The 23,217-nt window shown below is 73.4% G+C and carries 25 protein-coding genes; 14 read left to right on the forward strand and 11 right to left on the reverse strand.

Annotated features, from left to right (window positions below):
- Nucleotides 1-306 precede the first annotated feature (306 nt).
- Entirely contained in the window at nt 307-1,686 is a 1,380-nt protein-coding gene (locus tag HA039_RS00395; protein ID WP_167035874.1) for a M1 family metallopeptidase, read from the forward strand.
- A gap of 58 nt (nt 1,687-1,744) precedes the next feature.
- Here HA039_RS00395 and HA039_RS00400 read toward each other — a convergent pair whose 3' ends face one another.
- Nucleotides 1,745-2,482 (reverse strand): ribonuclease H family protein, encoded by a 738-nt coding sequence (locus HA039_RS00400; protein ID WP_167022081.1) that lies wholly within the window; start codon nt 2,480-2,482, stop codon nt 1,745-1,747.
- Nucleotides 2,483-2,606: 124 nt separating this feature from the next.
- Between HA039_RS00400 and HA039_RS00405 the strand changes: the two genes are divergently transcribed.
- The 5 genes from HA039_RS00405 (at nt 2,607) to HA039_RS00425 (ending at nt 7,248) form a co-directional block, all read left to right on the forward strand.
- A complete protein-coding gene (locus HA039_RS00405) occupies nt 2,607-3,131 on the forward strand; it encodes a nucleoside/nucleotide kinase family protein (RefSeq protein WP_167022083.1) in 525 nt (174 codons plus the stop codon).
- A 94-nt stretch (nt 3,132-3,225) separates the two neighbouring features.
- Nucleotides 3,226-4,281, forward strand: coding sequence for a UbiA family prenyltransferase (locus tag HA039_RS00410; protein ID WP_167022085.1), 1,056 nt, complete (start codon nt 3,226-3,228; stop codon nt 4,279-4,281).
- Nucleotides 4,282-4,372: 91 nt separating this feature from the next.
- Nucleotides 4,373-4,759 (forward strand): VOC family protein, encoded by a 387-nt coding sequence (locus HA039_RS00415; RefSeq protein WP_167022087.1) that lies wholly within the window; start codon nt 4,373-4,375, stop codon nt 4,757-4,759.
- Nucleotides 4,756-5,406, forward strand: coding sequence for a TetR/AcrR family transcriptional regulator (locus tag HA039_RS00420; protein ID WP_167022089.1), 651 nt, complete (start codon nt 4,756-4,758; stop codon nt 5,404-5,406). Before HA039_RS00415 ends, HA039_RS00420 begins: the two co-directional genes overlap by 4 nt.
- Nucleotides 5,407-5,601: 195 nt before the next feature.
- Entirely contained in the window at nt 5,602-7,248 is a 1,647-nt protein-coding gene (locus HA039_RS00425) for an alkaline phosphatase D family protein (protein ID WP_167022091.1), read from the forward strand.
- Nucleotides 7,249-7,355: 107 nt separating this feature from the next.
- Here the strand turns inward: HA039_RS00425 and HA039_RS00430 are convergent, their stop codons facing one another.
- Nucleotides 7,356-7,793 (reverse strand): Asp23/Gls24 family envelope stress response protein, encoded by a 438-nt coding sequence (locus tag HA039_RS00430; protein ID WP_167022093.1) that lies wholly within the window; start codon nt 7,791-7,793, stop codon nt 7,356-7,358.
- Nucleotides 7,794-8,051: 258 nt separating this feature from the next.
- Between HA039_RS00430 and HA039_RS00435 the strand changes: the two genes are divergently transcribed.
- Nucleotides 8,052-8,513, forward strand: a complete 462-nt coding sequence (locus HA039_RS00435; protein ID WP_167022095.1) for an SPW repeat protein — start codon at nt 8,052-8,054, stop codon at nt 8,511-8,513.
- A gap of 33 nt (nt 8,514-8,546) precedes the next feature.
- On the opposite strand, the gene HA039_RS00440 is transcribed toward HA039_RS00435, so the two are convergent.
- A complete protein-coding gene (locus HA039_RS00440) occupies nt 8,547-9,368 on the reverse strand; it encodes a methyltransferase domain-containing protein (protein ID WP_167022097.1) in 822 nt (273 codons plus the stop codon).
- 141 nt (nt 9,369-9,509) lie between these two features.
- Here HA039_RS00440 and HA039_RS00445 point away from each other — a divergent pair, with 141 nt between their 5' ends.
- Both HA039_RS00445 and HA039_RS00450 read left to right on the forward strand, forming a co-directional pair.
- Nucleotides 9,510-9,887 (forward strand): SH3 domain-containing protein, encoded by a 378-nt coding sequence (locus HA039_RS00445; RefSeq protein WP_243868960.1) that lies wholly within the window; start codon nt 9,510-9,512, stop codon nt 9,885-9,887.
- A 166-nt stretch (nt 9,888-10,053) separates the two neighbouring features.
- Nucleotides 10,054-10,683, forward strand: coding sequence for an alpha-ketoglutarate-dependent dioxygenase AlkB (locus tag HA039_RS00450; protein WP_167022099.1), 630 nt, complete (start codon nt 10,054-10,056; stop codon nt 10,681-10,683).
- A 32-nt stretch (nt 10,684-10,715) separates the two neighbouring features.
- Here HA039_RS00450 and HA039_RS00455 read toward each other — a convergent pair whose 3' ends face one another.
- The 3 genes from HA039_RS00455 to HA039_RS00465 form a co-directional block, all read right to left on the reverse strand.
- Nucleotides 10,716-11,432, reverse strand: coding sequence for a GntR family transcriptional regulator (locus HA039_RS00455; protein ID WP_167022101.1), 717 nt, complete (start codon nt 11,430-11,432; stop codon nt 10,716-10,718).
- An 87-nt stretch (nt 11,433-11,519) separates the two neighbouring features.
- Nucleotides 11,520-13,034, reverse strand: a complete 1,515-nt coding sequence (locus HA039_RS00460) for a purine-cytosine permease family protein (RefSeq protein WP_167022103.1) — start codon at nt 13,032-13,034, stop codon at nt 11,520-11,522.
- 128 nt (nt 13,035-13,162) lie between these two features.
- Nucleotides 13,163-13,777: a TIGR04222 domain-containing membrane protein gene (locus HA039_RS00465; protein ID WP_167022105.1), complete on the reverse strand. Its 615-nt coding sequence runs from the start codon at nt 13,775-13,777 to the stop codon at nt 13,163-13,165.
- A 235-nt stretch (nt 13,778-14,012) separates the two neighbouring features.
- Between HA039_RS00465 and HA039_RS00470 the strand changes: the two genes are divergently transcribed.
- From HA039_RS00470 to HA039_RS00480, 3 genes are all read left to right on the forward strand, one after another.
- On the forward strand, nt 14,013-14,621 hold the full coding sequence (locus HA039_RS00470) for a COG4315 family predicted lipoprotein (RefSeq protein ID WP_167022107.1): 609 nt from the start codon (nt 14,013-14,015) through the stop codon (nt 14,619-14,621).
- Between the two features lie 151 nt (nt 14,622-14,772).
- Nucleotides 14,773-15,501, forward strand: a complete 729-nt coding sequence (locus HA039_RS00475) for a peptidoglycan recognition protein family protein (protein ID WP_167022108.1) — start codon at nt 14,773-14,775, stop codon at nt 15,499-15,501.
- 106 nt (nt 15,502-15,607) lie between these two features.
- Nucleotides 15,608-16,006: a DUF6221 family protein gene (locus HA039_RS00480; protein WP_167022110.1), complete on the forward strand. Its 399-nt coding sequence runs from the start codon at nt 15,608-15,610 to the stop codon at nt 16,004-16,006.
- Nucleotides 16,007-16,072: 66 nt separating this feature from the next.
- Here HA039_RS00480 and HA039_RS00485 read toward each other — a convergent pair whose 3' ends face one another.
- The gene (locus HA039_RS00485; RefSeq protein ID WP_167022112.1) at nt 16,073-17,521 is read right to left on the reverse strand and encodes an aldehyde dehydrogenase; all 1,449 of its coding nucleotides are present in this window, start codon (nt 17,519-17,521) and stop codon (nt 16,073-16,075) included.
- Nucleotides 17,522-17,657: 136 nt separating this feature from the next.
- Here HA039_RS00485 and HA039_RS00490 point away from each other — a divergent pair, with 136 nt between their 5' ends.
- On the forward strand, nt 17,658-18,158 hold the full coding sequence (locus tag HA039_RS00490; protein WP_167022114.1) for a DUF1203 domain-containing protein: 501 nt from the start codon (nt 17,658-17,660) through the stop codon (nt 18,156-18,158).
- A 24-nt stretch (nt 18,159-18,182) separates the two neighbouring features.
- On the opposite strand, the gene HA039_RS00495 is transcribed toward HA039_RS00490, so the two are convergent.
- Together HA039_RS00495 and HA039_RS00500 are read right to left on the reverse strand one after the other, a co-directional pair.
- A complete protein-coding gene (locus HA039_RS00495; RefSeq protein ID WP_167035879.1) occupies nt 18,183-19,130 on the reverse strand; it encodes a hypothetical protein in 948 nt (315 codons plus the stop codon).
- 61 nt (nt 19,131-19,191) lie between these two features.
- Nucleotides 19,192-20,364 carry a diaminopropionate ammonia-lyase gene (locus HA039_RS00500; protein ID WP_167022116.1) on the reverse strand — a complete coding sequence of 391 codons (1,173 nt, stop codon included), beginning with the start codon at nt 20,362-20,364 and terminating at the stop codon, nt 19,192-19,194.
- A gap of 229 nt (nt 20,365-20,593) precedes the next feature.
- Between HA039_RS00500 and HA039_RS33540 the strand changes: the two genes are divergently transcribed.
- Nucleotides 20,594-21,367 (forward strand): hypothetical protein, encoded by a 774-nt coding sequence (locus HA039_RS33540; RefSeq protein ID WP_208298507.1) that lies wholly within the window; start codon nt 20,594-20,596, stop codon nt 21,365-21,367.
- Here HA039_RS33540 and HA039_RS00510 read toward each other — a convergent pair.
- Complete coding sequence (locus HA039_RS00510) at nt 21,358-22,029, reverse strand: helix-turn-helix transcriptional regulator (protein ID WP_167022119.1); 672 nt, start codon at nt 22,027-22,029, stop codon at nt 21,358-21,360. The two genes, HA039_RS33540 and HA039_RS00510, sit on opposite strands and share 10 nt — an antisense overlap.
- On the reverse strand, nt 22,026-23,210 hold the full coding sequence (locus tag HA039_RS00515; protein ID WP_167022121.1) for a threonine synthase: 1,185 nt from the start codon (nt 23,208-23,210) through the stop codon (nt 22,026-22,028). The genes HA039_RS00510 and HA039_RS00515 overlap by 4 nt, the downstream gene beginning before the upstream one ends.
- Between the last annotated feature and the right edge of the window lie 7 nt (nt 23,211-23,217).

Here is a 23,217-nt window from a genome sequence, read left to right on the forward strand (position 1 = left end):
GAAGCGCGCGAAGAGCACGACAAGCGCGACCAGCACGAAGAGCACGACGACGATGACGACGGAGGACGCCGCAGCGTGAGCAGGGGCAAGAACGGCCGTGCGGGAAGGCTGACCGGCCGGGTCCGCGCCGCGGTCGGCACCGCGGTCGACGCGGTGGCGGAGGTGACGGCCGGAGTGGTGAACCCGGCGGACACACACACCGGACCAAACACGAGCACCGCACCGGACACCGACGCCGGACCGGGCGCGGAAGCCGCACCGGGCACGGACGCCGACGCGAGAGCCGGCGCGGGCGCGGGCGGGGAGATGGCGGCGGGACCGGTGGCCGGCGTCACGCCCCGCGGGCTCGCCCCCGCCGACTCGTACCTGCCCACGCACGGCAACACGGGTTACGGCGTAGAGCGTTACGACCTGGAGTTGACGTACCGCCCCTCCACCGGCCGCCTCTCGGGCCGGGCCACGCTGTCGGCCGTCGCGGACCCGGTCCTGCCGGGCGGCGCGCTCACCTCGTTCAGCCTGGACCTGCGCCCGTTCCGGGTGGACGGGGTGCTGGTGAACGGCGAGCGCGTGACCCGCTACACGCACCGGGCCGACAAGCTGCGGATCCGGCCGACGCGGCCACCGGCCGCCGGGGAGCCGTTCACCGTCGAGGTGCGCTACACCGGCATCCCCCGGCCGGTGAAGACCCGGGACTGGGGCGACCTGGGCTGGGAGCAGCTGGAGGACGGCGCGCTGGTCGCGGGCCAGCCGATCGGGGCGCCTTCCTGGTTCCCGTGCAACGACCGGCCCACCGACAAGGCCGCGTACCGGATCACGGTGACCGCGCCCTCGCCGTACACGGTGGTGGCGAACGGGACGCTGGAGTCGCGCACGATCGGCGCGTCCACGACGACGTGGGTGTACGACCAGCCGGAGCCGATGTCGACGTACCTCGCCACGGTCCAGACCGGGTTGTACGAACTGGTCGAGCTGGTCGATCCCGGGACGCGTCCCGTACCGCAGTGGGCGGCCGTACCGCCCGGGTTGCAGGCGCGGTTCGACCACGACTTCGCGCGGCAGCCGCAGATGATGGCCGCGTTCCAGGACCTGTTCGGGCCGTATCCGTTCGGTGAGTACGCGGTGGTCCTCGTGGACGAGGAGCTGGAGGTCCCGGTGGAGGCGCAGACGCTCTCCATCTTCGGCGCCAACCACGTCGACGGGCGGCGCGGCTGCGAGCGGCTGATCGCGCACGAGTTGGCGCACCAGTGGTTCGGGAACAGCCTGAGCGTCGGCGACTGGCGGCACATCTGGCTGAACGAGGGCTTCGCCAAGTACGCCGAGTGGCTGTGGTCCGAGGTCTCGGGCGGAGTCTCCGCGGCGGTGACCGCCGAACGGACCCGGGCGCGGATGGCCCGGCTGCCGCAGGACCTGCGGGTCGCGGACCCGGGCGTACGGCGGATGTTCGACGACCAGGTCTACCAGCGGGGGGCGTTGACGCTGCACGCGCTGCGTACGGTGCTCGGTGACGGCGGGTTCTTCTCGCTGCTGCGGGAGTGGACGGCCCTGCACCGGCACGGCACGGTCACGACCGAAGACTTCACCGCGCTGGCCCAGCGGCACAGCGCCCACCCGCTCGACGAGCTGTTCGCGGCGTGGCTGTACTCCCCCAGGGTGCCGGACCTCCCCCGGCCCCGGACCGCGGGCTGAGCGCAAAGGGCGGCGTCCTCCGCGGACGCCGCCCTCCCGTCCCTGTCCGCGAGGTGCCCTACTCCGCCGCTGCCGTACGGCAGGCGGGGTGGCCCCACCCTTCGGCGTTCTTGGCGATGGGCTCACCGGCGGCGTACGCCTGGCCGCACCGGCAGCGGCCCGGGAACTTGGCGTTGAGGGTCCGCGTGGACGCGGAGGCGGTCCTCGTGCCGGCCGCTGTCCTCGTAGGCGTACCCGCCTTCGTCTTCGTACCGCCCGAGGAGCGCCCCTTGCCGCCGGACCGCACGGTGTCCGGCGCGGCGGGCGGCTCCGGGGAGCCGTACGCGCTGCCCGCCGTCTCCTGGACGATGGCGGCCCTGCTCGCGGCCCGGTCGGCGAAGTCGTTGAGCCGGTCGCCGTCCACCTGGTGGGCGGGTACGTAACGGAACTCCACGGAACGCCCCGTGAGCAGCTCGTCGATGCGCACGACCAGGTCCTTGTTGGCGACGGGGCTGCCCGACGACGTGCGCCAGCCCTTGCGCTTCCAGCCCGGCAGCCAGGTCGTGACCGCCTTCATCGCGTACTGGGAGTCCATCCGGATCTCCATCGGTACGTCCGGGTCGACGGCGGCCAGGAGCCGTTCCAGGGCGGTCAGTTCCGCGACGTTGTTGGTGGCGGTGCCCAGCGCCCCCGCCTCCCAGCGGTCGGGCAGCTCCGCCCCGTCGGCGATGACCCAGGCCCAGCCGGCGGGCCCCGGATTTCCCTTCGACGCCCCGTCACACGCGGCGATCACACGTTCAGCCATGCGCCCGATCATGCCAGTGCGGCAGCCCGCCGAGGACCCCGGCCCGCACGCGGGCCCGGGGGGCACAGGCACGGGCATGGGCGCGGGCCGGAAAACCCGGTGCCCCGGGTTCGCGCGGGCTGCCAGGCTCCCGCGCATGACCACATACGAAGCACTCCTCCTCGGCGGCCGCTCGGGCGTCGGGAAGTCCACGGTGGCGTGGGAGGTGTCCGAGCTCCTCCAACGGGCCGGGGTCGCGCACTGCCTGCTGGAGGGCGACTACCTGGGCCAGGTGCATCCCGCCCCCGCCGACGACCCGCGCCGCTCGGCGATCACCGAGCGCAATCTGAGCGCGGTCTGGGCGAACTTCGCGGCGCTCGGGCACCGCAGGCTCGTCTACAGCAACACGGTGAGCGTGCTGGAGAGCGACATGTTCCGCCGGGCCCTCGGGGGCGACGAGGCCCGGATCATTCGGGTCCTGCTCACGGCCGGGGACGCGACCGCCGGTGAGCGGCTCGCGCGGCGCGAGACCGGGTCCCAGCTGGCCGTCCACGTCGAGCGCAGCGGTCTGGCGGCGCGGCGGCTGGAGCGGGAGGCGCCGCCGGGCACGGTCCGGGTGGACACGGACGGCAGGTCGGTCGCGGAGGTGGCGCGCGAGGTGGTGGCGGCGACCGGCTGGTAGGTCGTGTCGTCCTGGCCCGGCGGTCGTTGAACGCCCATGTGATCGTGGTGAGCGGCCTCGCACCGGCCAGGACCGGCGTGCCCGGTGTTCCGTCGTGACCGCCGAGGGGGGCGGCGCCGGGGAGCCCGTGGTCGTACAACGCCCCGTGCGCGGGGGCCTGTTGCTCTCGCACGCGCGGACCTGGCGGGTGTACGAGTCCGCCACCTACGGCCTGTTGGGGCTGGCCGGGGCGTACGCGGGCGGGGTCGGTGCGGGCCGTGCGCCCGGCGCGGGGGCGCTGCTCGGGGTCTGGGGCGTGTGCACGCTGGGCGGCATCGGCGGCGCGTACCTCGGGGACTACCTGGGCCGGGACATCGACGCGGCGGGCAAGCCGCACCGGCCCATCCCCTCGGGCGCGTTGCGGCCCTCGCACGCCCTGGCCGCGGCCGTGGTCTGCATCGCGACCGCCCTGGTCTGGGCGCTGCTGCTGGACTGGCGGGCGCCGGTGGTGCTGGCGGGAGCGTTCGGGCTGCACCTCGTGTACCACCGGCGCCTCAAGACCGCGGGCCTGGTCGGGGACGTCACGGAGGGCACGGCGACCCTCGCGGGCCTGGTGCTGTTCGGGGCCGCGGCGGTGCACGAGCCGGCCTCCCCCGCGGTGTGGCCGGTGGCGGGGGCGGCGGCGGTCCACGGCACGCTCTACAACCTGTTCCTGGCCATCGGCGACGCGGAGGGCGACCGCCTGGCGCGCTGCCTGACCCTGCCGGTGCGGCGCGGGTCCCGGGTGGCGACGACGGTCGCCGCGATGCTGGTGGTGCCCTGGCTCGGGGCGGTCTGGTGGGCCGCGGCGGCGGCCGGTCCGGTGCCGGGGGCGGCCACGGCGGCCGCGTGGCTCTGTCTGGCCCTGGCGACGGCCTGCGACGGCGTGTCGGTGGCCCGTCTGGTCCGGCAGGCCCGGGCGCCCGGGGGTCCTCCGCGCCGCTCCGCCCTGTTCGCGGCGGAGTCGAACCTCGCGGCGCGCTCGCTGGCCGCCTGCGCGTATCTGTTCCTCGCCGGGGGCGCGGCCGCCGGCTCGGTCGCGGCGGTCGCGGTGCTCCTCGTCGTCCTCGCGGCGGGGCGCCATCAGATGACCCGGTACGAACTCGGCGTACCGCCGGCCGGTCCGGGGTAGAGTACGCAATACGATCCGCACCGGGTCGTATTCAAAAGGAACCGGCCCGCCGTGCGGACGGACGGGCGGGACGAAGACGGGGGACGGTGTCATGCGGGTCAAGGACTTCGATCATCTGGTGCTCAACGTGGCGGACGTGGAGCGCGCGCTGGACTTCTACTGCGGGCCCCTCGGCCTGGAGCCCGTGCGGGTGGAGGCGTGGCGGGCGGGCGAGGTCCCGTTCCCTTCGGTTCGGGTCAGCCCGGTCTCGATCATCGACCTGGTGGCCGGCCCGCGCGCCGGGTCGAACGTGGACCACATCTGCCTCGTCGTCGACCCGCTGGACTGGCGGGAGGTCATCGACGCGGGCACGTTCGAGGTGCTGGAGGGCCCGGTCGGCCGGTACGGCGCGCGGGGCGACGCCCAGTCGATCTACGTGGCGGACCCGGACGGCAACACCGTGGAGCTGCGCTGGTATCCGCAGGACGCCGGCCGGTGAGCCCGGCCGCCGGACGCCCGCGCGACCCGGCGATCGACGCGGCGGTGCTGACGGCGGCCCTGGAGGTGCTGCGGGAGCGCGGCTACGCGCGGTTCGCCCTGGAGGCGGTCGCGGCACGGGCCGGCACGACGAAGGCGTCGATACGGCGGCGGTGGCCGCTGCGGCAGAACCTGGTCGTCGACGCCCTCGCGTCGGTCCTGGTCACGCCGCCCGTCCCGGACAACGGCTGCACCCGGTGCGATCTCGTCCAGAGCGTGCGGCTGCTCGCCACCGCGCTGGACGAGCGGCTGCCCGGCGGCGTCCTCGCCCCGCTGATCGCGGACTGCGCGGGCGACGCCGGACTGCACCGGAGGCTGATCGACGTGCTGGTCGAGCCGACGCGGCACGCCGCGACGGTCGCGGTGCGGCGCGCGGTCGACCGGGGGGATCTGCTTCCCGACGTCGACCCGGCGCTCCTGGTCGACCTGCTCGCCTCGACGGTCTACCAGCGGGCGCTGTTCGGCGACGCGCCGATCGACCGGGGCACGGCGGGCCCGCTGGTCGATCTGCTGCTGCGCGGAGTGGCCGTGGACTTCGAGCGCCTGGTCAGGATCAGCCGGCGGACCGACCGCGCGCGGGACGACGGGGACGACGGCCATGGGCATTGAGGCGCGTCCGGGCCCCGAGAGGTACGGGCATCGCGGGGTACGGCCCCGAGGAGTACGGCGACGGTGAGCGGCGGATCACCGGGCGTGACGTCAAGTCCTCATCCGTACGACATGTGCATGCCACGCGACTGACGGCGGGCCGCCTCCGCCCCCGACTGCAATCTCCCCTGACAACCGCCGTCAGGGGAGGGTCACATGACACCCGTACACCACCACGCGCCGGGTAGCCACGCACCTGAACTCCGGGCAGCCGCCCGCCATCTCGGCCGCCGCCGGTTCCTGACCGGCACCGCCGCGGCGGCCGCGCTCGCCTTCGCCGTGAATCTGCCCGCCGCCGGGGTCGCGGGCGCCGCCCCGCTGGACGGCGCGCGGATCACCGAGGACCCCTTCACGCTGGGCGTCGCCTCCGGGGACCCGCGCCCCGACGGGGTCCTGCTCTGGACGCGGCTCGCGCCCCGGCCGTACGAGCCGGACAGCGGCCTGCCGAGAACCCGGGTCGCCGTCCGGTGGGAGCTAGCCCACGACGCCCGCTTCACGCGGATCGCCGCGCGCGGACAGGTGGACGCGCACCCCGAGTTCGACCACAGCGTGCACGTCGACGTGCCCGGCCTGGACTCCGACCGCGTGTACTGGTTCCGCTTCCGCGCCGGTACGTGGATCAGCCCCGTGGGCCGCACCCGCACCGCGCCCGCGCGGAACGCCGCGATCAGCGAGCTGAGGATCGCCGCCGTCTCCTGCCAGGCGTACCACGACGGCTACTTCACCGCGTACCGGCACCTCGCCGAGGAGGACCTCGACGTCGTCTTCCACCTCGGCGACTACCTGTACGAGTACGCGGTGACGGCGGCCGGGGGCGCCCGCGGCTACACCGACCGGCGGCTGCCCGCGCACTTCAACCGGGAGACCGTGACGCTGGAGGACTACCGGCTGCGGTACGGGCTCTACAAGTCGGACCCCGACCTGATGGCCGCGCACGCCGCCCACCCCTTCGTCGTGACCTGGGACGACCACGAGACGGAGAACAACTACGCGGACGGGACGCCGGAGAACGACGTACCGCCGGAGGAGTTCCTGCTCCGCAGGGCCGCCGCCTACCGCGCGTACTGGGAGAACCAGCCGCTGCGCGTCCCGCAGCGCCCGCAGGGTCCCGACATGCGGCTCTACCGGCGCCTGCCGTTCGGGCGGCTCGCGCAGTTCGACGTCCTGGACACCCGGCAGTACCGCTCGGACCAGGCGTACGGCGACGTGGCGCACGTCCCCGGCCCCGAGTCGGAGGACCCGTCGCGCACGATGACCGGTGAGACGCAGGAGCGGTGGCTGATCGACGGCTGGCGCACCTCCCGCGCGGTGTGGAACGTCGTACCGCAGCAGGTCAACTTCTCGGCGCGCAGGCTGGACCTGAACCCGGTCGCCAAGGTCAGCATGGACGCGTGGGACGGCTACCCGGCCTCCCGGGAACGGCTGCTGGCCGGGGCCGACGCGGCCGGCGTCGCCAACCTCATGGTGCTCACCGGGGACGTCCATGTCGCCTACGCCTACGACATCAAGCGCGACTTCGCCGACCCGGCGTCGAGGACGGTGGGGACGGAGATCGTGGCCACGTCCGTCTCCAGCGGGAAGGACGGCGCGGACAGGCCGGCGAACTGGGAGACGTACACGCGGGCCAATCCGCACATGAGGTTCTACAACGGGCGGCGCGGGTACGCGCTCGTCACGCTGGGCCGGGACGCGGCGCGCGCCGACTTCCGTACGGTGCCGGCGGTCACGACACCCGGCGCGCCGGTCTCGACCGCCGCCTCGTTCATGACCGAGGCCGGGAACCCGGGCCTCGAACCGGTGTGAGCGGCGGACGCCGGGCCCGTCGCGGGAGCTACGTCCCGGGACGGGCCCGGCGTCCGGCGGTCACGCGGGAATCCCCGGGCCGTCGCACACGCCGTGCGCGACGCGCCTCACACCACGCGGGAGTTGTCCGCGTCCTCGTCGTCGTCGGTTCCCGGGATGTGCACGTCCAGTACGTTCACGTTGGCCTCGACCACTTCGAGCCCGGTCATGCCCTGCACCGCGTCGGAGACGTTGGAGCGGATGTCACCGGCGGCCTGCGATATGGGCGTCCCGTACTCGACCACGATCTCCAGGTCGATGGCGGCCTGCTTCTCGCCCACCTCGACCTTGACGCCCCGGGTCGGGTCCTCGGAACCCGCCACGCGGTCGCGTACCGCGCCGATCGTGCGGGACATGCCTCCACCCATCGCGTACACACCACCCGTGTCACGGGCCGCGATGCCGGCGATGGTCGACACGACCGAGTCGGCGATGACCGTGTTGCCCTTGACCTCGTGACGTGCTCCGTTGTGCCGCGTGGTCACCGCGGACTGTGTTTCCGCCATGAGAGATTCCCTTCTCGCAGAAGCCGATCGCTCGCTCGAACCCCCGTCGTCCCCCTCGCACTCCACTGTGCGCGCCCTCCCCGGAGCACGCCATTCGGATGCCGTCCGGCGCCGCTCGCGGGCACGGAGAGCGACCAGTTGACCGCACAGACGGTACAAAACCCCGCTTAACAGACTTTTTACCTTTTGGGGCATTTTGATCCATGGAGGAAGGGAACGTCACCTTACGAGCAACACCCACAGCAGAAGGAGTTGGCCATGGCATCACCATCACCTCGTCCGTCGTCGACCATCGAGGACCACCCGGACATCCGCGCCTTGCAGGCGCGTTCCGAGCAGGCGATCGCGACTCCTGTCGCGCAGGCCGTGCAGGCGCTGAGCCTGCTGGCCGGCCTCTTCCTGGCGGCCTCGCCCTGGATAGTCGGCTTCAGCGGACTGACGACCCTCACCATCACCAACCTGATCGCCGGTATCGCGTTCACGCTGTTGACCCTGGGGTTCGGATCCGCGGCCTACGAGCGGACCCACGGCATGGGGTGGGCCGCGCTGGGGATCGGCGTGTGGACGATCATCGCCCCGTGGGTGGTCGCCGGGAACGTGACCACCACGAGGACCATGGCCAGCAACGTGGCGGTGGGAGCCGTGTGCGTCTGCCTCGCCCTCGCGACGGCCGTGTTGGGGATGACCGGCCGCCGGAGCAGGAGCCGCGCACGCGGCTGACCCCGAACGGTCCCCGTCGACCGCCCGGCCGCGTCACGCGGCCGGGCGGCGCGCGATCACCCCGAACATGGTCACCGACATGTGCAACGCGCCGCGCTCCGCCGCCTCCTCGAGGTCCGCGTAGAGCCGGTCGCGCTGGCGCTCGGTGATCAACTCCCGTCGTACGCCCGCCTCGCCGAGCATCCTGATGAGCGGCTGGTTGACCACGTCGTGGCGCTGGATCAGCGCCTGCGAGCCCAGGTCGTCGATCTCCAGCCCCACGGCGGCGAGTTGACCCGCCAGCGCGCGCCCGGCGTGCGGGTTGGCGGCCGCGGCCCGCGCGCCGCCCATGACGGCCGCCACCACCTCGGTGTCGCCGGGGTGCAGGATCGAGGTCGCCCAGTCCGTGTCGAGGAGCGCGACGCGCCCGCCGGGCCGCAGGATCCGGGCGATCTCGGCGGCCGCCCTCTCCGGGTCGTCCAGGTGCTGGAACACGCGCTCGCAGTGGACCACGTCCGCCTCGCCGTCACCGAGCGGGAGCGCCTGCGCCCGCCCGTCCACGAAACGCGCGGAACTGCCCTCGGCCGCGGCGCGTTCCTCGGCCACCGCCCGCAGGCCCGCGTGCGGTTCCACCCCGACGGCGTCCCCGGCGGCGGTCACCGCCGCCGCCAGCACCCGCGTCTCCGAGCCGGTGCCCGACCCGATGTCCACGGCGCGCTCGCCGGGACGCGCGGCCAGGGCGCGGTGCGCCCACGCGCGCAGGCGCCGTACCCCGGCGGAAGCCGCCTGCGCGTCGAGCGCGGCGGCCGGCCGCCCGGCGTCGGAGCCGGCCCTGTTGTCGGAGTGGAAGGCGGACGTGGGCCGGGAGTCGCTCATGGCGGCAAGCCTAGAGGGGGCGGTGCGCCGCCGACCGGCGGCCTCTGACGGGGCATCCGGGTGACGTTTCCGTGTTCGTCCCGACGCCGGGTCGCGCCACGTGTCATAAGGAGGTACCACCCCTCAGGGAAAGAAGGAACTGTGTACGAACTGCGCATCAAGCGTCGGATCACCGCGGCCCTCGCCGTCGCCATCCTCGCGGGCTCGGGTGCCATGGTCGCCACCCCCGCCGCGGCGACGGGCACGACCACGCCGCCGGAGGCCACCACGGCGGTCGCAGCGCTCCCCAAGGGCAAGGTCGTCTCCCGCCTCCCGCTGAGCATCCGCGAGAGGCCCACGACCAACTCCCGGTACCTCGGCAGCTTCCAGCCGGGCACGATCATCACCCTGTACTGCAAGACCCGCGGCCAGAACGTCGACGGGAACAACCTCTGGTACCTGCTCGGCGGCTCGAAGCCGGGCTGGGTCTCGGCCCGCTACGTGCAGAACCTGTCGCCGGTCTCGTACTGCCGGTTCTGAGGACCCCGACAACCCCGACAACACGGACGAGCGCCGGACCGCCGACGGACCACCGCCGACGGCCCGGCGCTCCCGTTCCCGCACTCGGTGCGACCGCCGGTGGGCGCAGGGTGATGGGCGCTAAAATAGCTCACGTGTTCGGTTACTCGGGTTTACGCTGGGGTGCATGTCGGTACATCTCCAGCCTTCTCTCTTCGACCAGACCGAGCAGCCGCGCCTGGGGGCGCTCGGCGGGCTTCGGCGGAGCGTGCTGGGGGACGGGGCGTGGATCGACCTGCTGCCCGGTTGGCTGAGCGGGGCGGACGGCCTGTTCGAGGAGCTGGTGGCCGGGGTGCCGTGGCATGCCGAGCGGCGTCGGATGTACGACCGGGAGGTGGCCGTACCGCGCCTGCTGTCGTTCTACCGGGCCGGCGACACCCTCCCGCACCCCGTCCTGGACGAGGCGCGTGCGGCTCTGGGCGTCCACTACGCGGCCGAGCTGCGGGAGCCGTTCGCCACGGCGGGGCTCTGCTACTACCGGGACGGCCGCGACAGCGTCGCCTGGCACGGGGACCGGACCGGGCGGGGGTCCACCGAGGACACCATGGTCGCGATCCTGTCCGTCGGCGAGCCGCGCGATCTGGCGCTGCGGCCGCGCGGGGGCGGCGGCACCGCGCGGCGGGTGCCGCTGGGGCACGGCGACCTGATCGTGATGGGCGGCTCCTGCCAGCGGACCTGGGAGCACGCGATCCCCAAGACGGCACGCGGTGTGGGGCCGCGGATCAGCGTCCAGTTCCGGCCGGAGGGCGTGAGCTGAGACCGTGAGCCGGGACAGGGCCCCACGGGCGTCTACGGGCCGCCGTGGAATTCCAGCGACAGCTGGAAGTGGCCGGGGTCGAGCAGGCTGACGACGTGCTCGACGAAAAAGCCGTCGGACGCGTAGCTGGTGCGCTGGACGTCCAGGAACCAGTCGCCCGGCTCCCGCCGCAGCAGCTCCGCCTCGCGGGCGTCGATCCGGCGGCCGCCGAGGCGCTGCTCCCCGTGGTCGGGGTGGAGCCCCGCCTGCCGCATCACTTCCGTGAGGGACATCTCGGCGGGCCCCTCCCGGGGCAGTTCGCGCACCCCGGGGACCGGGGGCAGGAAGCTGCGCTCGTACGAGACGACGCTGCCGTCGTCGGTCAGCTCCCTGATCCGGGCGACCCGGACGAAGACGGGGGACTCCACGCCCAGCCGCTCGGCCAGCGCGTCGTCGTTGACCTCCTCGACGGTGATCGTCCGGACGCGGGAGTCGATGCCCTGGTCGGCCAGGGCGCGTGCCCACCCCAGGGGGGTGTCCAGGGGGCGGCCGTCGAACAGGACGTACGATCCCTTGCCGCCGCGGGTGACGATGAGGCCGGCCTCGTTCAGCTCCGCCAGGGCGGCGCGTACGGTGGTGCGGCTCACGGCGAAGCGTTCGGCCAGGGCGTTCTCCCCCGGCAACTGCTCACCGGGCCGCCGGCCGCCGCTGCGGATCTCCTTGGCCAGCGCCTCGGAGATCTTCTGGTGCTTGAGCCAGATCCCGCTCATGTCGTCTCTCCCGCGAGCTTCTCGGGGGTGGGGGCCCGGGACGTACGCGCGCGGTGGTGCCCGGTCCGCGTCCGTCCCGTACGGAACTCATACCGGCAGCTTGTCCCCGATCGTCGCCGGGCGCCGCTCCTGGGCGCGCACGCGGCCGCGCGCGAGGAGCAGATATCCGGCGAAGCAGAGGACCAGGGCGGCCAGCACGCCCAGGTTGGCGAAGGCCCAGGCGCCGGTCTTGCCGCCGAGGCCGAAGGGGCCGAGGAGATAGCCCTGCCAGTTGAGCCAACTGGCGGCGGCATTGGTGACCAGCCCCCAGCCGAGCGCGGTGGCGACGACGGTGAGCACCAGCGGCACCCACGCGACGTCGCCGTAGCGGCCCCGGGGGCGGAACAGGTCGAGGTCGTCGTACGCCCGGCGGCGCAGCAGCAGGTCGGCGAGCATCACTCCGCACCAGGCCGCGACAGGGACGCCGAGGGTGGTCAGGAAGCCGGTGAACTGGCCGAGGAAGTTGTTGGCGAAAAAGACGATGTAGACCGATCCCGCCACCATGAGGACGCCGTCGAACAGGGCGGCGAGGTAGCGGGGCACCCGCAGGCCCGCCGAGAGCAGCGCGAGGCCCGAGGAGTAGATGTCCAGCACCGCGCCGCCGACCAGGCCGAGGACGGCGACGATCGCGAACGGGACGAGGAACCAGGTTGGCAGGATCGTGGTGAGCGCGCCGATGGGGTCGGCGGCGACGGCCGTGTTGAGGCTCTTGGAGGAGCCGGCCAGCAGCAGGCCGAAGACCAGCAGGACCACCGGTGCGGCGGAGGCGCCGACGGTGGTCCAGCCGATCACTCCGCGCGTCGAGGAGCGGCGGGGCAGGTAGCGGGAGTAGTCGGCGGCGGCGTTGACCCACCCCAGGCCGAAGCCGGTCAGCAGGAAGACGAGCGCGCCGATGAACTCCTCGGCGGAGCCGCCGGGGACGGCGCTGACCGTGTGCCAGTGGATGTGGTCGGCGACGAGCCCGATGTAGACGAGGGTGAGGACGCCCGTGACCACGGTGATCACGGTCTGGAGCCGCATGATGAGGTCGAAGCCCATCACGCCGCCGACCACGACGAGCGCGCTGATGAGGATCAGCGCGACGACCTTGGTCCCGGTCCCGCCGCCCCAGCCGAGCCGTCCGAGGACCGTCGCGGTGGCGAGGGTGGCGAGCGCGGTGAGGACGGTCTCCCAGCCGACGGTGAGCACCCAGGAGATGGCCGACGGCAGCCGGTTCCCCCGCACCCCGTAGGCGGCGCGGCTGAGCACCATCGTCGGCGCGGAGCCGCGTTTGCCGGCGACCGCGATGAAGCCGCAGAGGAGGAAGGAGGCGATGATGCCGACCAGCCCGGCGATCAGGGCCTGCCAGAAGGAGATGCCGAAGCCGAGCGCGAAGGAGCCGTAACTCAGCCCGAGGATCGAGACGTTGGCCCCGAACCAGGGCCAGAAGAGCTGGCGCGGACTGCCCTTGCGCTCCGCGTCGCCGATCACGTCCAGGCCGTGGGTCTCCACCTGGAGCTGCCGCCCGGATCCGGATCCAGGTTCGGGTTCGGGGCCGGGTCCGCTGTCGAGAGTGCCTGCCATCGCCGACCTGCCTGTCTAGACGTGTTCAGTCGAGAATAGGGTTCGGTATCCCACGTCGTCAACAAGTCGTCAAGGACCCGTGCAGTCTCCACATACATCCCGGCGGGCATCCGGGCGGCGGGCGCGGGTCAGTAGTTCCCTCCCCCGCAGCTGTGGCCGCCGCAACTGTGCCCGCCGTCGGAACCGCCGTCCGTGTCGCCGTGCCCGTGCGAGTCCGAGGCCCGGTCGAGGGCCTTCGCCATCCGCAGCAGGGACTTGCCGAGGCCGGTCGGCAGGGTCGCGGCCGTGACCGTGGCGCGGAACCGCGCGTCGGGGAGCGCGGCGGGGCCCTCGAAGACGTACGCCGGGAGGGTCCCCGCCTGCCGGGCGGCTTCCAGGCGGCGGCGCCCGGCCCGGGTGAGGCCGCGCCGGCGGGTGCGCAGACCGTACGAGACGAGCCGGTGCCCGATCGCCTCCGTCACGGGGTCCTTGGCGACGCCCGCGAGCACGGCGGCGAGGCCCCTCCCCCGCGGGCAGAGCGCGATCAGCGCGTCCTCGACGGGGTGCCGGGGGTCGGCCGGCGGCCCCGCGTACTCGAAGCGGGCCCGGACGCGTGAGCCGCGTACCAGAACCAGCCCCCGGTCCCGCAGTCCGGCCAGAGCGGTCTCGGCCACCCGCGGCGGGCCGCCGGCGAGATGGGCGATGTCGTACGGATCGAGTGCCGGAACGGCTGTCGTGACACGCCGCCGGAAGATGGCCGCCATGGAAGATCCCCCGTTCGTCCAGGTGGTGCCCCTGTCCTCAGTGTCGTCCCGGCGCGCGTCTCCCACACCTCCCCGGCGCTTTCCCAGCGGAAGATCTGAGCTTCGCCGCCCCGCACGCCACGATTGGGTCGACGTTGTGTCCCGGACCGGTAACCGGCTGAGGATTCAAGGGGGTTGCCCACGTGTGAGGATTAGGCGCTCCGGCAGAGACGGAGCACGCACCACGAGGAGATCCATGTTGTTCCGCAAGCACACAGGGACGATCGCGGCGACGGCCGTCATAGGCGCCATGCTGCTGACGGCGTGCGGCGACGGTGCGGACGGGACCTCGGACCGCGCCGCGAGCGCCGGCCGGGCCCTGCTCTCGAACCTGAGCTTCCTGGCGGGTACCGCCGAGGAGAACCACGCTCCGGCGAAGACCGGCGACTGGGCGAACGTGCCCGGCACGCCGGTCGTGTCGGAGGTGGCGAAGAAGTGGGTGCAGCTGACCGCCGTCAAGACGGGGAGCCCGGACTCGAACGTCGTCAACGGCGCGGGATTCACGCTGTACCGGTTCGACAAGGACGGGGCGAGCCCCTCGAAGTCGAACTGCGACGACACCTGCACCGACACCTGGCCGCCGGTGCTCATCGCGCCGAAGGGGAAGATCTTCGTCGACGGCGTCGACCAGGCGGACGTCGGGGTGGTCAAGCGGGACGACGGGAGTCTCCAGGTGACCCTGTCGGGACAGCCGGTCTACCGGTACAGCGGGGACCAGGAGCCCGGGGACGTCGAGGGGTACGGGGTCGACGGGACGTGGTTCAGCGTCACCCCGGACGGCATGGCGGGGGTCGAGGAGAACTGACCGCCCGCGCCGCCGGGCACGCGGGGGCGCGGGTCGGACCGGGCCCCGGGCGCCCGGCGGGGGCGGTGGTGGCGGCCGTACGGGGCACTTCCCTCACCCGACCGGGCGCGTCCCGCTTGGCGGTACGGGCCCGGGGGTCCAGGTTGGGGGGATGTGGCCCCGCAAGATCAGGCAGGGGTTGGCGCTTCTGCCGCTGGCACTGGTGGTGACGTGCGACGCTCCGGAGAGCAGGACACCGGAGCCACGGCACCACGATGTCCGGGTCGGCCCGGCGGCGCCGCGGCCTGCCATCATCGGGCGGTCGGTGTGGCACGCGGACGAGAAGGCCGTACGCGAGAAGCCCACGTACACCGGGGCGGTGGAGGCGGTCTTCCTCCACCACACCAACCACTCCAACAGCTACGACTGCCGCACGGACGTGCCCGGGATGCTGCGCTCCATGCAGGAGCACCACATCCATGACATGGGGTGGAACGACCTGGGCTACAACTTCGTCGTGGACCGCTGCGGGAACATCTACGAGGGACGCGCCGGGGGCGTGGACCGGCCGGTGCGCGGGGCCCACGCGAAGGGGTTCAACGGGCGGAGCCTCGGGATCGCGGCGCTCGGCCACTTCGGGAGCGGCCAGGAGGTGCCGCCCGCGATGCTGGAGTCGATCGCCGCGGTCGCGGCGTGGAAGCTGCCGCGCGGGGTGAATCCCGAGGGGCATGTGCGGATGGTGTCCAACAACGACGGGAGCCGCTTCCCGAAGGGGAAGCCCGCGGAGCTGAACGTGATCTCGGGTCACCGGGACGAGTACGAGACGCAGTGCCCCGGCGAGGCGCTCTACGCGCAGATCCCGCACCTGCGGGAGATGGTGGCGCGGCTGCGGAAGAGGTGACCCGGCGGGGGCCGGCCCTGGCGGTCGGGGCGTGCGTCCGCGGCCGGTGGTGGCGATACCCTTCCCCCTGCGATCCGGACCTCGACCGCAAGGGACCGACAGCCTGATGACCGAGCACAACGCGGACCTCGTGGCCTTCGTACGCGCACGCCTCGACGACGAGGAGCGGCTGGCCGAGGCGGCCGGTGGCGCCGGCTGGCACCACCCCCCGGGGTCGTCGGGCGAGGTGCACGACAGCCTCGGCGCGATCGCGTTCAGTGTCCGGACCCGGGGCTTCGACGAGCACATCGCGCGCCAGGACCCGGCGCGGACGCTGCGGCGGATCGGGTCGAGCCGTGTCCTGCTCGACCAGTACGTCCCCCTGGCCGGCCTCGACGTGGACTCCCCCGCGTCCGACTACGCTTCGGGGCGCGCGGTCGGTCTCGGCTTCGCCGTGCGGCAGTTGGCGGCGGAACACGCCGACCACCCGGACTACCGGGCGAGTTGGCTGCCGCGGTTCACGTAGAGGGTCGTCGTCACACCGCCGCGGCGGCCGGTTCCGGGTGGTGGCGAACGCCGGTGGGGCGGCCTCTCAGGAGACGTAGACGGACTGGAGGCGCTGGTACTGCGTGAGCCCCTCGGGGCCGAGCTCGACGCCGATGCCGCTGGCGCCCACTCCGCCGAAGGGCGCGGCGAGGTCGACGGCGGCGCCGTTCAGTTTGACCATGCCGGTACGCACGCGCCGGGCGACGTCGATGCCACGCTGGTCGTCCCGGGTCCAGACGGAGCCGCCCAGTCCGTACGGGGAGTCGTTGGCGATCCGGATCGCGTCCTCCTCGTCGTCGTAGGGGATGACGGCGAGCACGGGGCCGAAGATCTCCTCGCGGGCGATCGTCGAGCGGTTGTCGACGTCCGCGAAGATCGTCGGCTCGATGAACCATCCGCGGGCCGGACGCGCCGGGCGGCGCCCGCCCGTCACGACCCTGGCACCCTCGGCGCGGCCCTCGCGGATGTAGTGCTCGACCCGTTCGCGCTGCCGCTCGGTGACGAGCGGGCCGATCTGGGTCCCCGGGTCGAGCGGGTCCCCGATCACGAGTGCGCGGGCCATCCCCTCCAGCAGGTCGAGAACTTCGGCGTAGCGGGAGCGGGGGGCCAGGATCCTGGTGGAGAGACCGCAGATCTGCCCGTTGTTGCCGAGGGTGTTGAGGAACATCAGCGGCCCCGTGGTGGCGGGGTCCAGGTCCGCGTCGTCCAGGATGATCGCCGCGGACTTGCCGCCCAGTTCGAGGGTCACCGGGCGGATCAGGCGACCGCACGCCTCGCCGATCGCCCGGCCGGCCGCGGTCGAGCCGGTGAAGGACACCTTGTCCACCTGGTCGTGCTCCACCAGCAGGACACCGGTGTCCCGGCCGCCGGGGACGATGTTGATCACACCGGGGGGCAGCCCGGCCTCGGTCGCCGCGTCCGCGATCAGTTCGCTGCCGAGCGCGGTCTCCGGTGAGGGCTTGACGACGACGGTGCAGCCGGCCGCGAGGGCGGGGGCGTACTTGTAGGCGGCCAGGGAGTGGGGGAAGTTGAACGGGACGATGGCGGCGACCACGCCCAGGGGCTCGCGGCGGACCAGGGTCCGGCCCCCGGCGAGGCTGGTACGCGGCTCCTCGAAGGGGAACGTCTCGATCAGCCCGGCGTAGTAGCGCAGCAGGATCTGGGGCGCGACGGCCTCCAGCTTCCTCGCCAGGGTGATCGGCATGCCGTTCTGCGCGCTGACCAGCCGTGCGACCTCCGGGGCCCTGGCGTCGAGCGCCTCGGCGAACCGGCGCAGGCATTCCGCCCGCGCGGAGGGGCTCCAACTCGGCCAGCCGCGTGGATCGTCGAACGCCTCCCGGGCCGCGGACACGGCGCTGTCCACGTCGACGCCGTCGGCGTCGGGGGCAAAGCCGATCGTCTCCTCCGTCGTCGGGGAGATGACCGCGATGCGGCGTTCCGAATGCGGGGTCCGCCCCTGCCCGCCGACGAACATTCCGCCGTACATGCTTTCCATGCCTGTCGCCTTCTGTACGAATGCCAAGCCCGCCCATTTGTCCGATATGCAGCTTAAGGTGCCGGCTTGGCCGGCGCCGAACTCCACGGCGGATTCCCGCCAGCGCCGCGCATCCGCGTGCGCCACGCTGAACGGCATGACCAGCATCTACCGGCCTCGGCCGATCTTCCCCACCGCCCTCCAGGAACTCCGCCTCCGCGACGACGCCGGGCGCCCGATGCGCCCCTTCCTGGACGAGGAGGGCGGCGAACCGCTCCGCTGCTGCCTGCGGCCGAGCGTCGTCGGCGACCGGATGGCCCTCGTCTCGTACGCCCCGCTGCGCCGTTGGGCGGCGGAGCGCGGTATCGACGCCGGGGCCTACGACGAGCAGGGCCCGGTCTTCATCCACGCCGAGGAGTGCGGCGGACCCGCCCAGGACACCGGCCACCCCTGGGCCCGTCCCGGCGCGCTGCGCGCCTTCCGCCGGTACGACGGCCGCGGACGCATCATCGGCGGCCGCCTGGTGGACGTGCCCGAGGACGCCGCCGCGGCCTTCGACCGCGCCTTCGCGGAGGCGTTCGCGGACCCGGAGGCCGCGCAGGTCCACGTGCGGGCGGTGGAGTACGGCTGCTACCTCTTCCGCGTCGACCGGCCCTGACACCGGCCCGCGCGGCCGGCCCACTCAGCGGGCGCGCGACCGGCGGACGGGGTGGCCGCCGGGGTCGCCGGTGAGCCAGGTGGAGTCGCCCAGGAGGTGAAGGTGGTACGGGTTGGCCACCTCGGCGGCGAACTCGCCGTCGATCCGCCCCGTACGCACGTCGACCACGTAGTGGCGGAACCACTCCTCCTGGTTGTCGTCCTCGCCGACCACGCCGACCACGGCCAGGTCCGGCGTCAGATAGCCGCCGCTCCACTCCATGAAGGTCTCCTCCGGGTCGAACCCGAAGGCGTCGACGGACAGGCTGAGGATCACGTCCCCACCGGGGTCGTGGTGGAAGGCGACATCGGCCTGCCCGTGGTCGACGGTCATGAACTGGCTGCCGTCCGGCGCCAGGCCGATGAGGATGCGGTCGTCCCACGGGTAGGTCACGAACCGCGGCTCACCGTCGGGCCCGACCGTACCCCTGAGGATGACGGAGCCGTCCTGGCCCTCACCGATGTCCAGGTAAATGCTGCCGTCCACGGGGTGCACGTGGTGTTCGCCGCCATGCCCGACCGTCTCCAGCTCCCAGGAGGCCAGGACCGCCCCGCTGTCGGCGTCGTGCACGACCCAGTGGTCCCCGCGGCCGCGTCCCGCCATCGCGTCCGGCCGGTAGACCCAGACGGTCCGGCCGTCCAGGGACCACGAACAGCCGGGCCGGTGGCCGTAGCGCTCGTCGGAACGCGGCTCCAGGTAGGAGGTCCACACCGGATCGCCGGACCGCGTCAGGCAGGTGACGCTGTTCGCCGTCGCGTACACCGCGCGCTCCAGGTCGGGCCGCACGCCCACGTCCACGACCTCGTCCCCGGCCGCCGGCCGGAACTCCGCGACGGGCTCCAGCACTCCGAGGACCCCGGGGTCCCTCGCGTAGGCGCGTATCAGACCGTCCCGGTGGTCCGTGATCACCTTCGGGTGCAGCACAGAGATCATCATCCGCCGAGGCTAGCGTTCGCCCCGTCCGGCCCGGACCTCGGTCTCCACGGACGCGCTGTCATCCCGCCGCGTCCCCGTGGGCGGGGCGGGATGCCTCCGTGCTCAGGAGGATCACGGTGGACATGGCGTCCACGCCCAGCAGGCGTCGGCGGGTGGGGGCGCCGTAGCCGTCGGGGGTGACGGCGAGGGTCGTGCGGGCCGCTGCCAGGGTGGCGGCGCCGCACGGGCCCGACGACAGCCCGAGGCGGGCCAGGTCGGCGACCGCCCGGGCCGCCGCCGGGTCGGTGACGGTGACGCAGGCGTCCAGGCCTCCTCGGAGGTACGGCCAGGCGAGCGGGGACGGCGTACCGCAGTTGAGGCCCGCCATGATCGTCCTGCCGGTCGCGAGGGCGAGCGGGCGCCCGGCGGCGAGGCCGGCCCGGACGCACGCGGCGGTGTCCGGCTCGACGCCCAGCAGGGCCGTCGCGCGGCCGGCGGCGGCGCCGCGGTAGTGGGTGACGGCGGCCTGGGCCAGCGAACCGACGCCCATCGGCACCGCGACCAGGGCCGGCGCGGGGGCGCCGGCCGCGCGCAGTTGCGCGTCGATCTCGTGGAACAGCGTGGCGTACCCGTCCACGATCCACCGCGGGATCCGTTCGTACCCCTCCCACGAGGTGTCCTGCACCAGGACGGCCGGCTCGTGCCCGGCGGCCACCCCGGCCGCGCGCCGGACGGTCGTGTCGTAGTCGGCGGCCACGACGTCCACCCGGGCGCCCTCGGCGGCGATGGCCTCGGCCATCACGGCGCCGACCGCCTCGGGAAGGAGGATGCGGACCGGCAGGCCCAGCAGCCGCCCGGTACGGGCCAGCGCGTGGCCGTGGTTCCCGTCGCTGGCGGCGACCAGCTCGATCGGGGGCAGGGCGGCGGCGCGGGCGCGCATCTGCGCGACGGTCGCCGGGCCGGGCGGTGCGCCCACGCGCTCGGCGAGGACGCGGTGGACGGCGTACGAAACGCCGAGCGCCTTGAACGCCGGGAGTCCGAGGCGGGTCGACTCGTCCTTGACGAAAACGCGCCGGACGCCCAGTTCGGCGGCGACGGCGGGCAGCTCGACGAGCGGGGTCGGCCCGGACGCGGGCAGACCCGCGTGGAAGAGGGGGACGTCGGCCGGTGGCGGTTCACAGGTCCAGGTCCGCGCCGCCGGGTTCACGTACCAGGAAGGGGCGTTGTCGGCGGTTCGCGGCGCGGAGGACACCCGCACACCCTCTCGCGTGCGGACCCGCCGGTAAAGCGCCGCCTCGGCCAGGTGGGCCGCCACAGGAGGGGACAACGAGGACGCGCGGCCGAACGTACGTACAGGGCAGGCTCCGCAGAAACCTTCCACGCACCAATTGCCCAGGTTCTACCGATCACACGTTTGGTTCCTTTGGGTGTAATTGACCGAATGGTCCATCCTCTTCGCCGGTCGGCGCGTTGATCGGTTCGTGAATCCACGTGAACTCTGGGAGCGGAACATCGTCCTGGCCGAAGCCTTCTGCGCCAGCGACGAGCTCGTCCGCCAGGCACAGGCGACGCTGGACGACGCTCAGGCCGAGCGGAACAGAACACTCGCCGCCTTCGCCGTCACCGTCGGCAACGACGGCTCGGTGGCGGACCTGATGGGGCTGAACGAACGTGAGGTACGGGTGGCCCGCCGCACGGTGGGGCGGGAGGACGCCCGCAGCGTCGCCAAGAACCTGCTCCTGGCGGGTGCCACCGAGGAGCCGGCCGAGCCCCCGCTCCCCCCGGCGTCCGCGTCCTCCCCGGGCTCCCCGTTCTCTCCGGCCTCCCCGTTCTCCCCCGCCGACGCCACCACGGAGATGGAGGTCCAGGTCCATCTGCCGCACCCGCGCGAGGAGATGACGCCGCAGTACCAGGACCAGACACCGTACGACCCGTCCCCGCCCCCCGGCTCGCCCGTGCCGGTGCCCGTGGCCGAGGAGAACGTCGTCTGGTCGTCGAGCATGGACTCCGTCCTGCTGTGGAGCTGGCAGTCCGGCCTCGACCTCCAGACGGTGGCCGGTGAGTTGGGGCTCGACCTGCGGACGCTCCTGCTGCGCGTGCAGACCCTCGCCGCCGACGGGCTGCTCACCTCGCCGTCCCCGTCGTCCGTCGACAACGGCCAGGCCGGGCGGCACCGCCGCCACTACGAGGAGGACCCCTACACCGCCCTGTTCAGCCCGGCCCCCACCGCGTTCCCCTCCCCCGTCTACCGCTGACCGCCGCCCTCCGCCGGCGCCGGCTCCGGCTCGGGCTGTCCGCGCAGGTAGTTGTAGACCGTGGCGCGCGAGACCCCGAGGATCAGGGCGAGGTTCTGTACGGAATGCTTGACCTGGAGGAAGCCGCGCGCCCGGAGGGAACGGACCAGTTCCTTCCGGGCGGCCGGCCCCAGGGCGGCCGGGGTCAGGCCCCGGGCGGCCGCGAACTCCTCGGTCACCGCCCGCAGTTCACCCGCGCTCCGGGCGGTCAGGGTCTCCGCCGGCGGCACGTCCTGGTCGTCGGTCCTGATCAGGTCGCCGAGGCTGCTGACGACGGCGGCGAACCGCGAGACGTCCAGGTTGAGGCAGATGGCCCCGACGTACCGGCCCTCCCCGTTCCTGATGCCGATCGAGGTGCTCTTGGCGGCCCTGCCGTCGGGGAAGCGGTTGGGGTAGTTCTGGAGGACGTCGGGGTAGCCGGGGTCCTGGATCCGCGCGAGGCCCAGTTCGGTGGCGGGGTCGCCCACCCGGCGGCCGGACAGCCCGCCCTCGACGGCCCGCACCGCGTGCTCCGGGTCGCGCAGGTCGTGCAGGACGACCTCGCACAGGCCGGGGAACATCCGGCCGAGCGCGACGACGATCTTCTCGGACTCCCGCAGCAGCAGTTCGTCCTCGTCGCTCACGCGCTCCCCCCGGCCCCTTCGCCCGCCTCGCGCTCCGCGTCCTTCGCCGCGACCAGCCGGCCCATCACCGCCGGGGCCTTGAGCCCGGAACCGGTCAGCACCACCACCGTGGTCTGCCCCGGCCTGATGACCCCCCGGGCCGTGAAGAGGTCGACCGCCGCGGCCGCGGTCGCGCTGGTCGGCTCCGCGTACAGCCCCTTGGCGGCGAGCCGGTGCACCGCGGACACGATGTCGGCCTCGGGGACCGCCGCCATGTCGCCCTCCGAGCGCCTGATCGCGCGCAGCACCTCGGGCAGCCGCACGGGCCGCCGGATGGAGGCGCCCTCGGCGAGGGTCGGCGCGAGGCCGACCGGTACGGGAGTCTCCGTACCCGCCTGGAAAGCGGCATGGATCGGGGCGCAGTTGGCGGGCTGGGCGACCAGCAGGCGGGGCAGGCGGTCGATGTGGCCCGCGGCCAGGAGCTCGGAGAAGCCGAGGTCGCAGCCGAGGACCACACTGCCCGCACCGGCGACCGTGACGACGTTGTCGGGCGCGGTGAAGCCGAGATCCTCCCACAGCTCGTACGCGAGGGTCTTGACACCCTGGAGGAAGAACGGGTGCCAGTTGTGGCTGGCGTACGCGGTGCCGGCCGCGCGGCGGACGGCCTCGGCCGCCGTCGCGTCCCGGTCGCCCGGAACGAGGCGCACCCGGGCGCCGTACGCCCGGCTCTGGAGGATCTTCGCCTCCGACGTCGACTCGGGTACGAGGATCTCGGCGCCCAGCCCGGCGGCCGCGCAGTAGGCCGCGACGGAGGCGCCCCCGTTGCCCGAGCTGTCCTCGATGACGTCGGTGACGCCCTGCTGGACGAGGTGGGAGATCATCACGCTCGTCCCGCGGTCCTTGAAGCTGCCCGTCGGACTGAACCACTCCAGCTTGAACGAGACCGGGACCGCGCCCCAGGACGAGGCGAGCAGCGGCGTCCCTCCCTCGCCGAGCGAGACCGGGTGGTCCACGGCGAGGGGCAGGGCCGCGCGGTAGCGCCAGAGGGAGCGGGTGCCGGTGTCCAGGTCGTCGCGGCCGATGCCCGGCAGGGGGGTCACGGTCAGGGGCGCGCCGTCGTCGCCGCGCCAGCGGGGGCCGGTCAGCGGGTAGGTCGTGCCCGAGCGCTCGTCGAGGTAGCGGGGTGGTGCGGGATGTTCCATGGCCGGC

The organism is Streptomyces liangshanensis, from assembly GCF_011694815.1.
GTDB classification, from domain to species: domain Bacteria; phylum Actinomycetota; class Actinomycetes; order Streptomycetales; family Streptomycetaceae; genus Streptomyces; species Streptomyces liangshanensis.

Bases quoted from the DNA above. Each gene is read 5' to 3' on its own strand.
- HA039_RS00395 (WP_167035874.1), top strand. From the start codon at position 307: ATGGCGGCGGGACCGGTGGCCGGCGTCACGCCCCGCGGGCTCGCCCCC.
- HA039_RS00400 (WP_167022081.1), bottom strand. From the start codon at position 2,482: ATGATCGGGCGCATGGCTGAACGTGTGATCGCCGCGTGTGACGGGGCG.
- HA039_RS00405 (WP_167022083.1), top strand. From the start codon at position 2,607: ATGACCACATACGAAGCACTCCTCCTCGGCGGCCGCTCGGGCGTCGGG.
- HA039_RS00415 (WP_167022087.1), top strand. From the start codon at position 4,373: ATGCGGGTCAAGGACTTCGATCATCTGGTGCTCAACGTGGCGGACGTG.
- HA039_RS00425 (WP_167022091.1), top strand. From the start codon at position 5,602: ATGACACCCGTACACCACCACGCGCCGGGTAGCCACGCACCTGAACTC.
- HA039_RS00430 (WP_167022093.1), bottom strand. From the start codon at position 7,793: ATGGCGGAAACACAGTCCGCGGTGACCACGCGGCACAACGGAGCACGT.
- HA039_RS00435 (WP_167022095.1), top strand. From the start codon at position 8,052: ATGGCATCACCATCACCTCGTCCGTCGTCGACCATCGAGGACCACCCG.
- HA039_RS00440 (WP_167022097.1), bottom strand. From the start codon at position 9,368: ATGAGCGACTCCCGGCCCACGTCCGCCTTCCACTCCGACAACAGGGCC.
- HA039_RS00450 (WP_167022099.1), top strand. From the start codon at position 10,054: ATGTCGGTACATCTCCAGCCTTCTCTCTTCGACCAGACCGAGCAGCCG.
- HA039_RS00455 (WP_167022101.1), bottom strand. From the start codon at position 11,432: ATGAGCGGGATCTGGCTCAAGCACCAGAAGATCTCCGAGGCGCTGGCC.
- HA039_RS00460 (WP_167022103.1), bottom strand. From the start codon at position 13,034: ATGGCAGGCACTCTCGACAGCGGACCCGGCCCCGAACCCGAACCTGGA.
- HA039_RS00465 (WP_167022105.1), bottom strand. From the start codon at position 13,777: ATGGCGGCCATCTTCCGGCGGCGTGTCACGACAGCCGTTCCGGCACTC.
- HA039_RS00470 (WP_167022107.1), top strand. From the start codon at position 14,013: ATGTTGTTCCGCAAGCACACAGGGACGATCGCGGCGACGGCCGTCATA.
- HA039_RS00475 (WP_167022108.1), top strand. From the start codon at position 14,773: ATGTGGCCCCGCAAGATCAGGCAGGGGTTGGCGCTTCTGCCGCTGGCA.
- HA039_RS00480 (WP_167022110.1), top strand. From the start codon at position 15,608: ATGACCGAGCACAACGCGGACCTCGTGGCCTTCGTACGCGCACGCCTC.
- HA039_RS00485 (WP_167022112.1), bottom strand. From the start codon at position 17,521: ATGGAAAGCATGTACGGCGGAATGTTCGTCGGCGGGCAGGGGCGGACC.
- HA039_RS00490 (WP_167022114.1), top strand. From the start codon at position 17,658: ATGACCAGCATCTACCGGCCTCGGCCGATCTTCCCCACCGCCCTCCAG.
- HA039_RS00495 (WP_167035879.1), bottom strand. From the start codon at position 19,130: ATGATCTCTGTGCTGCACCCGAAGGTGATCACGGACCACCGGGACGGT.
- HA039_RS00515 (WP_167022121.1), bottom strand. From the start codon at position 23,210: ATGGAACATCCCGCACCACCCCGCTACCTCGACGAGCGCTCGGGCACG.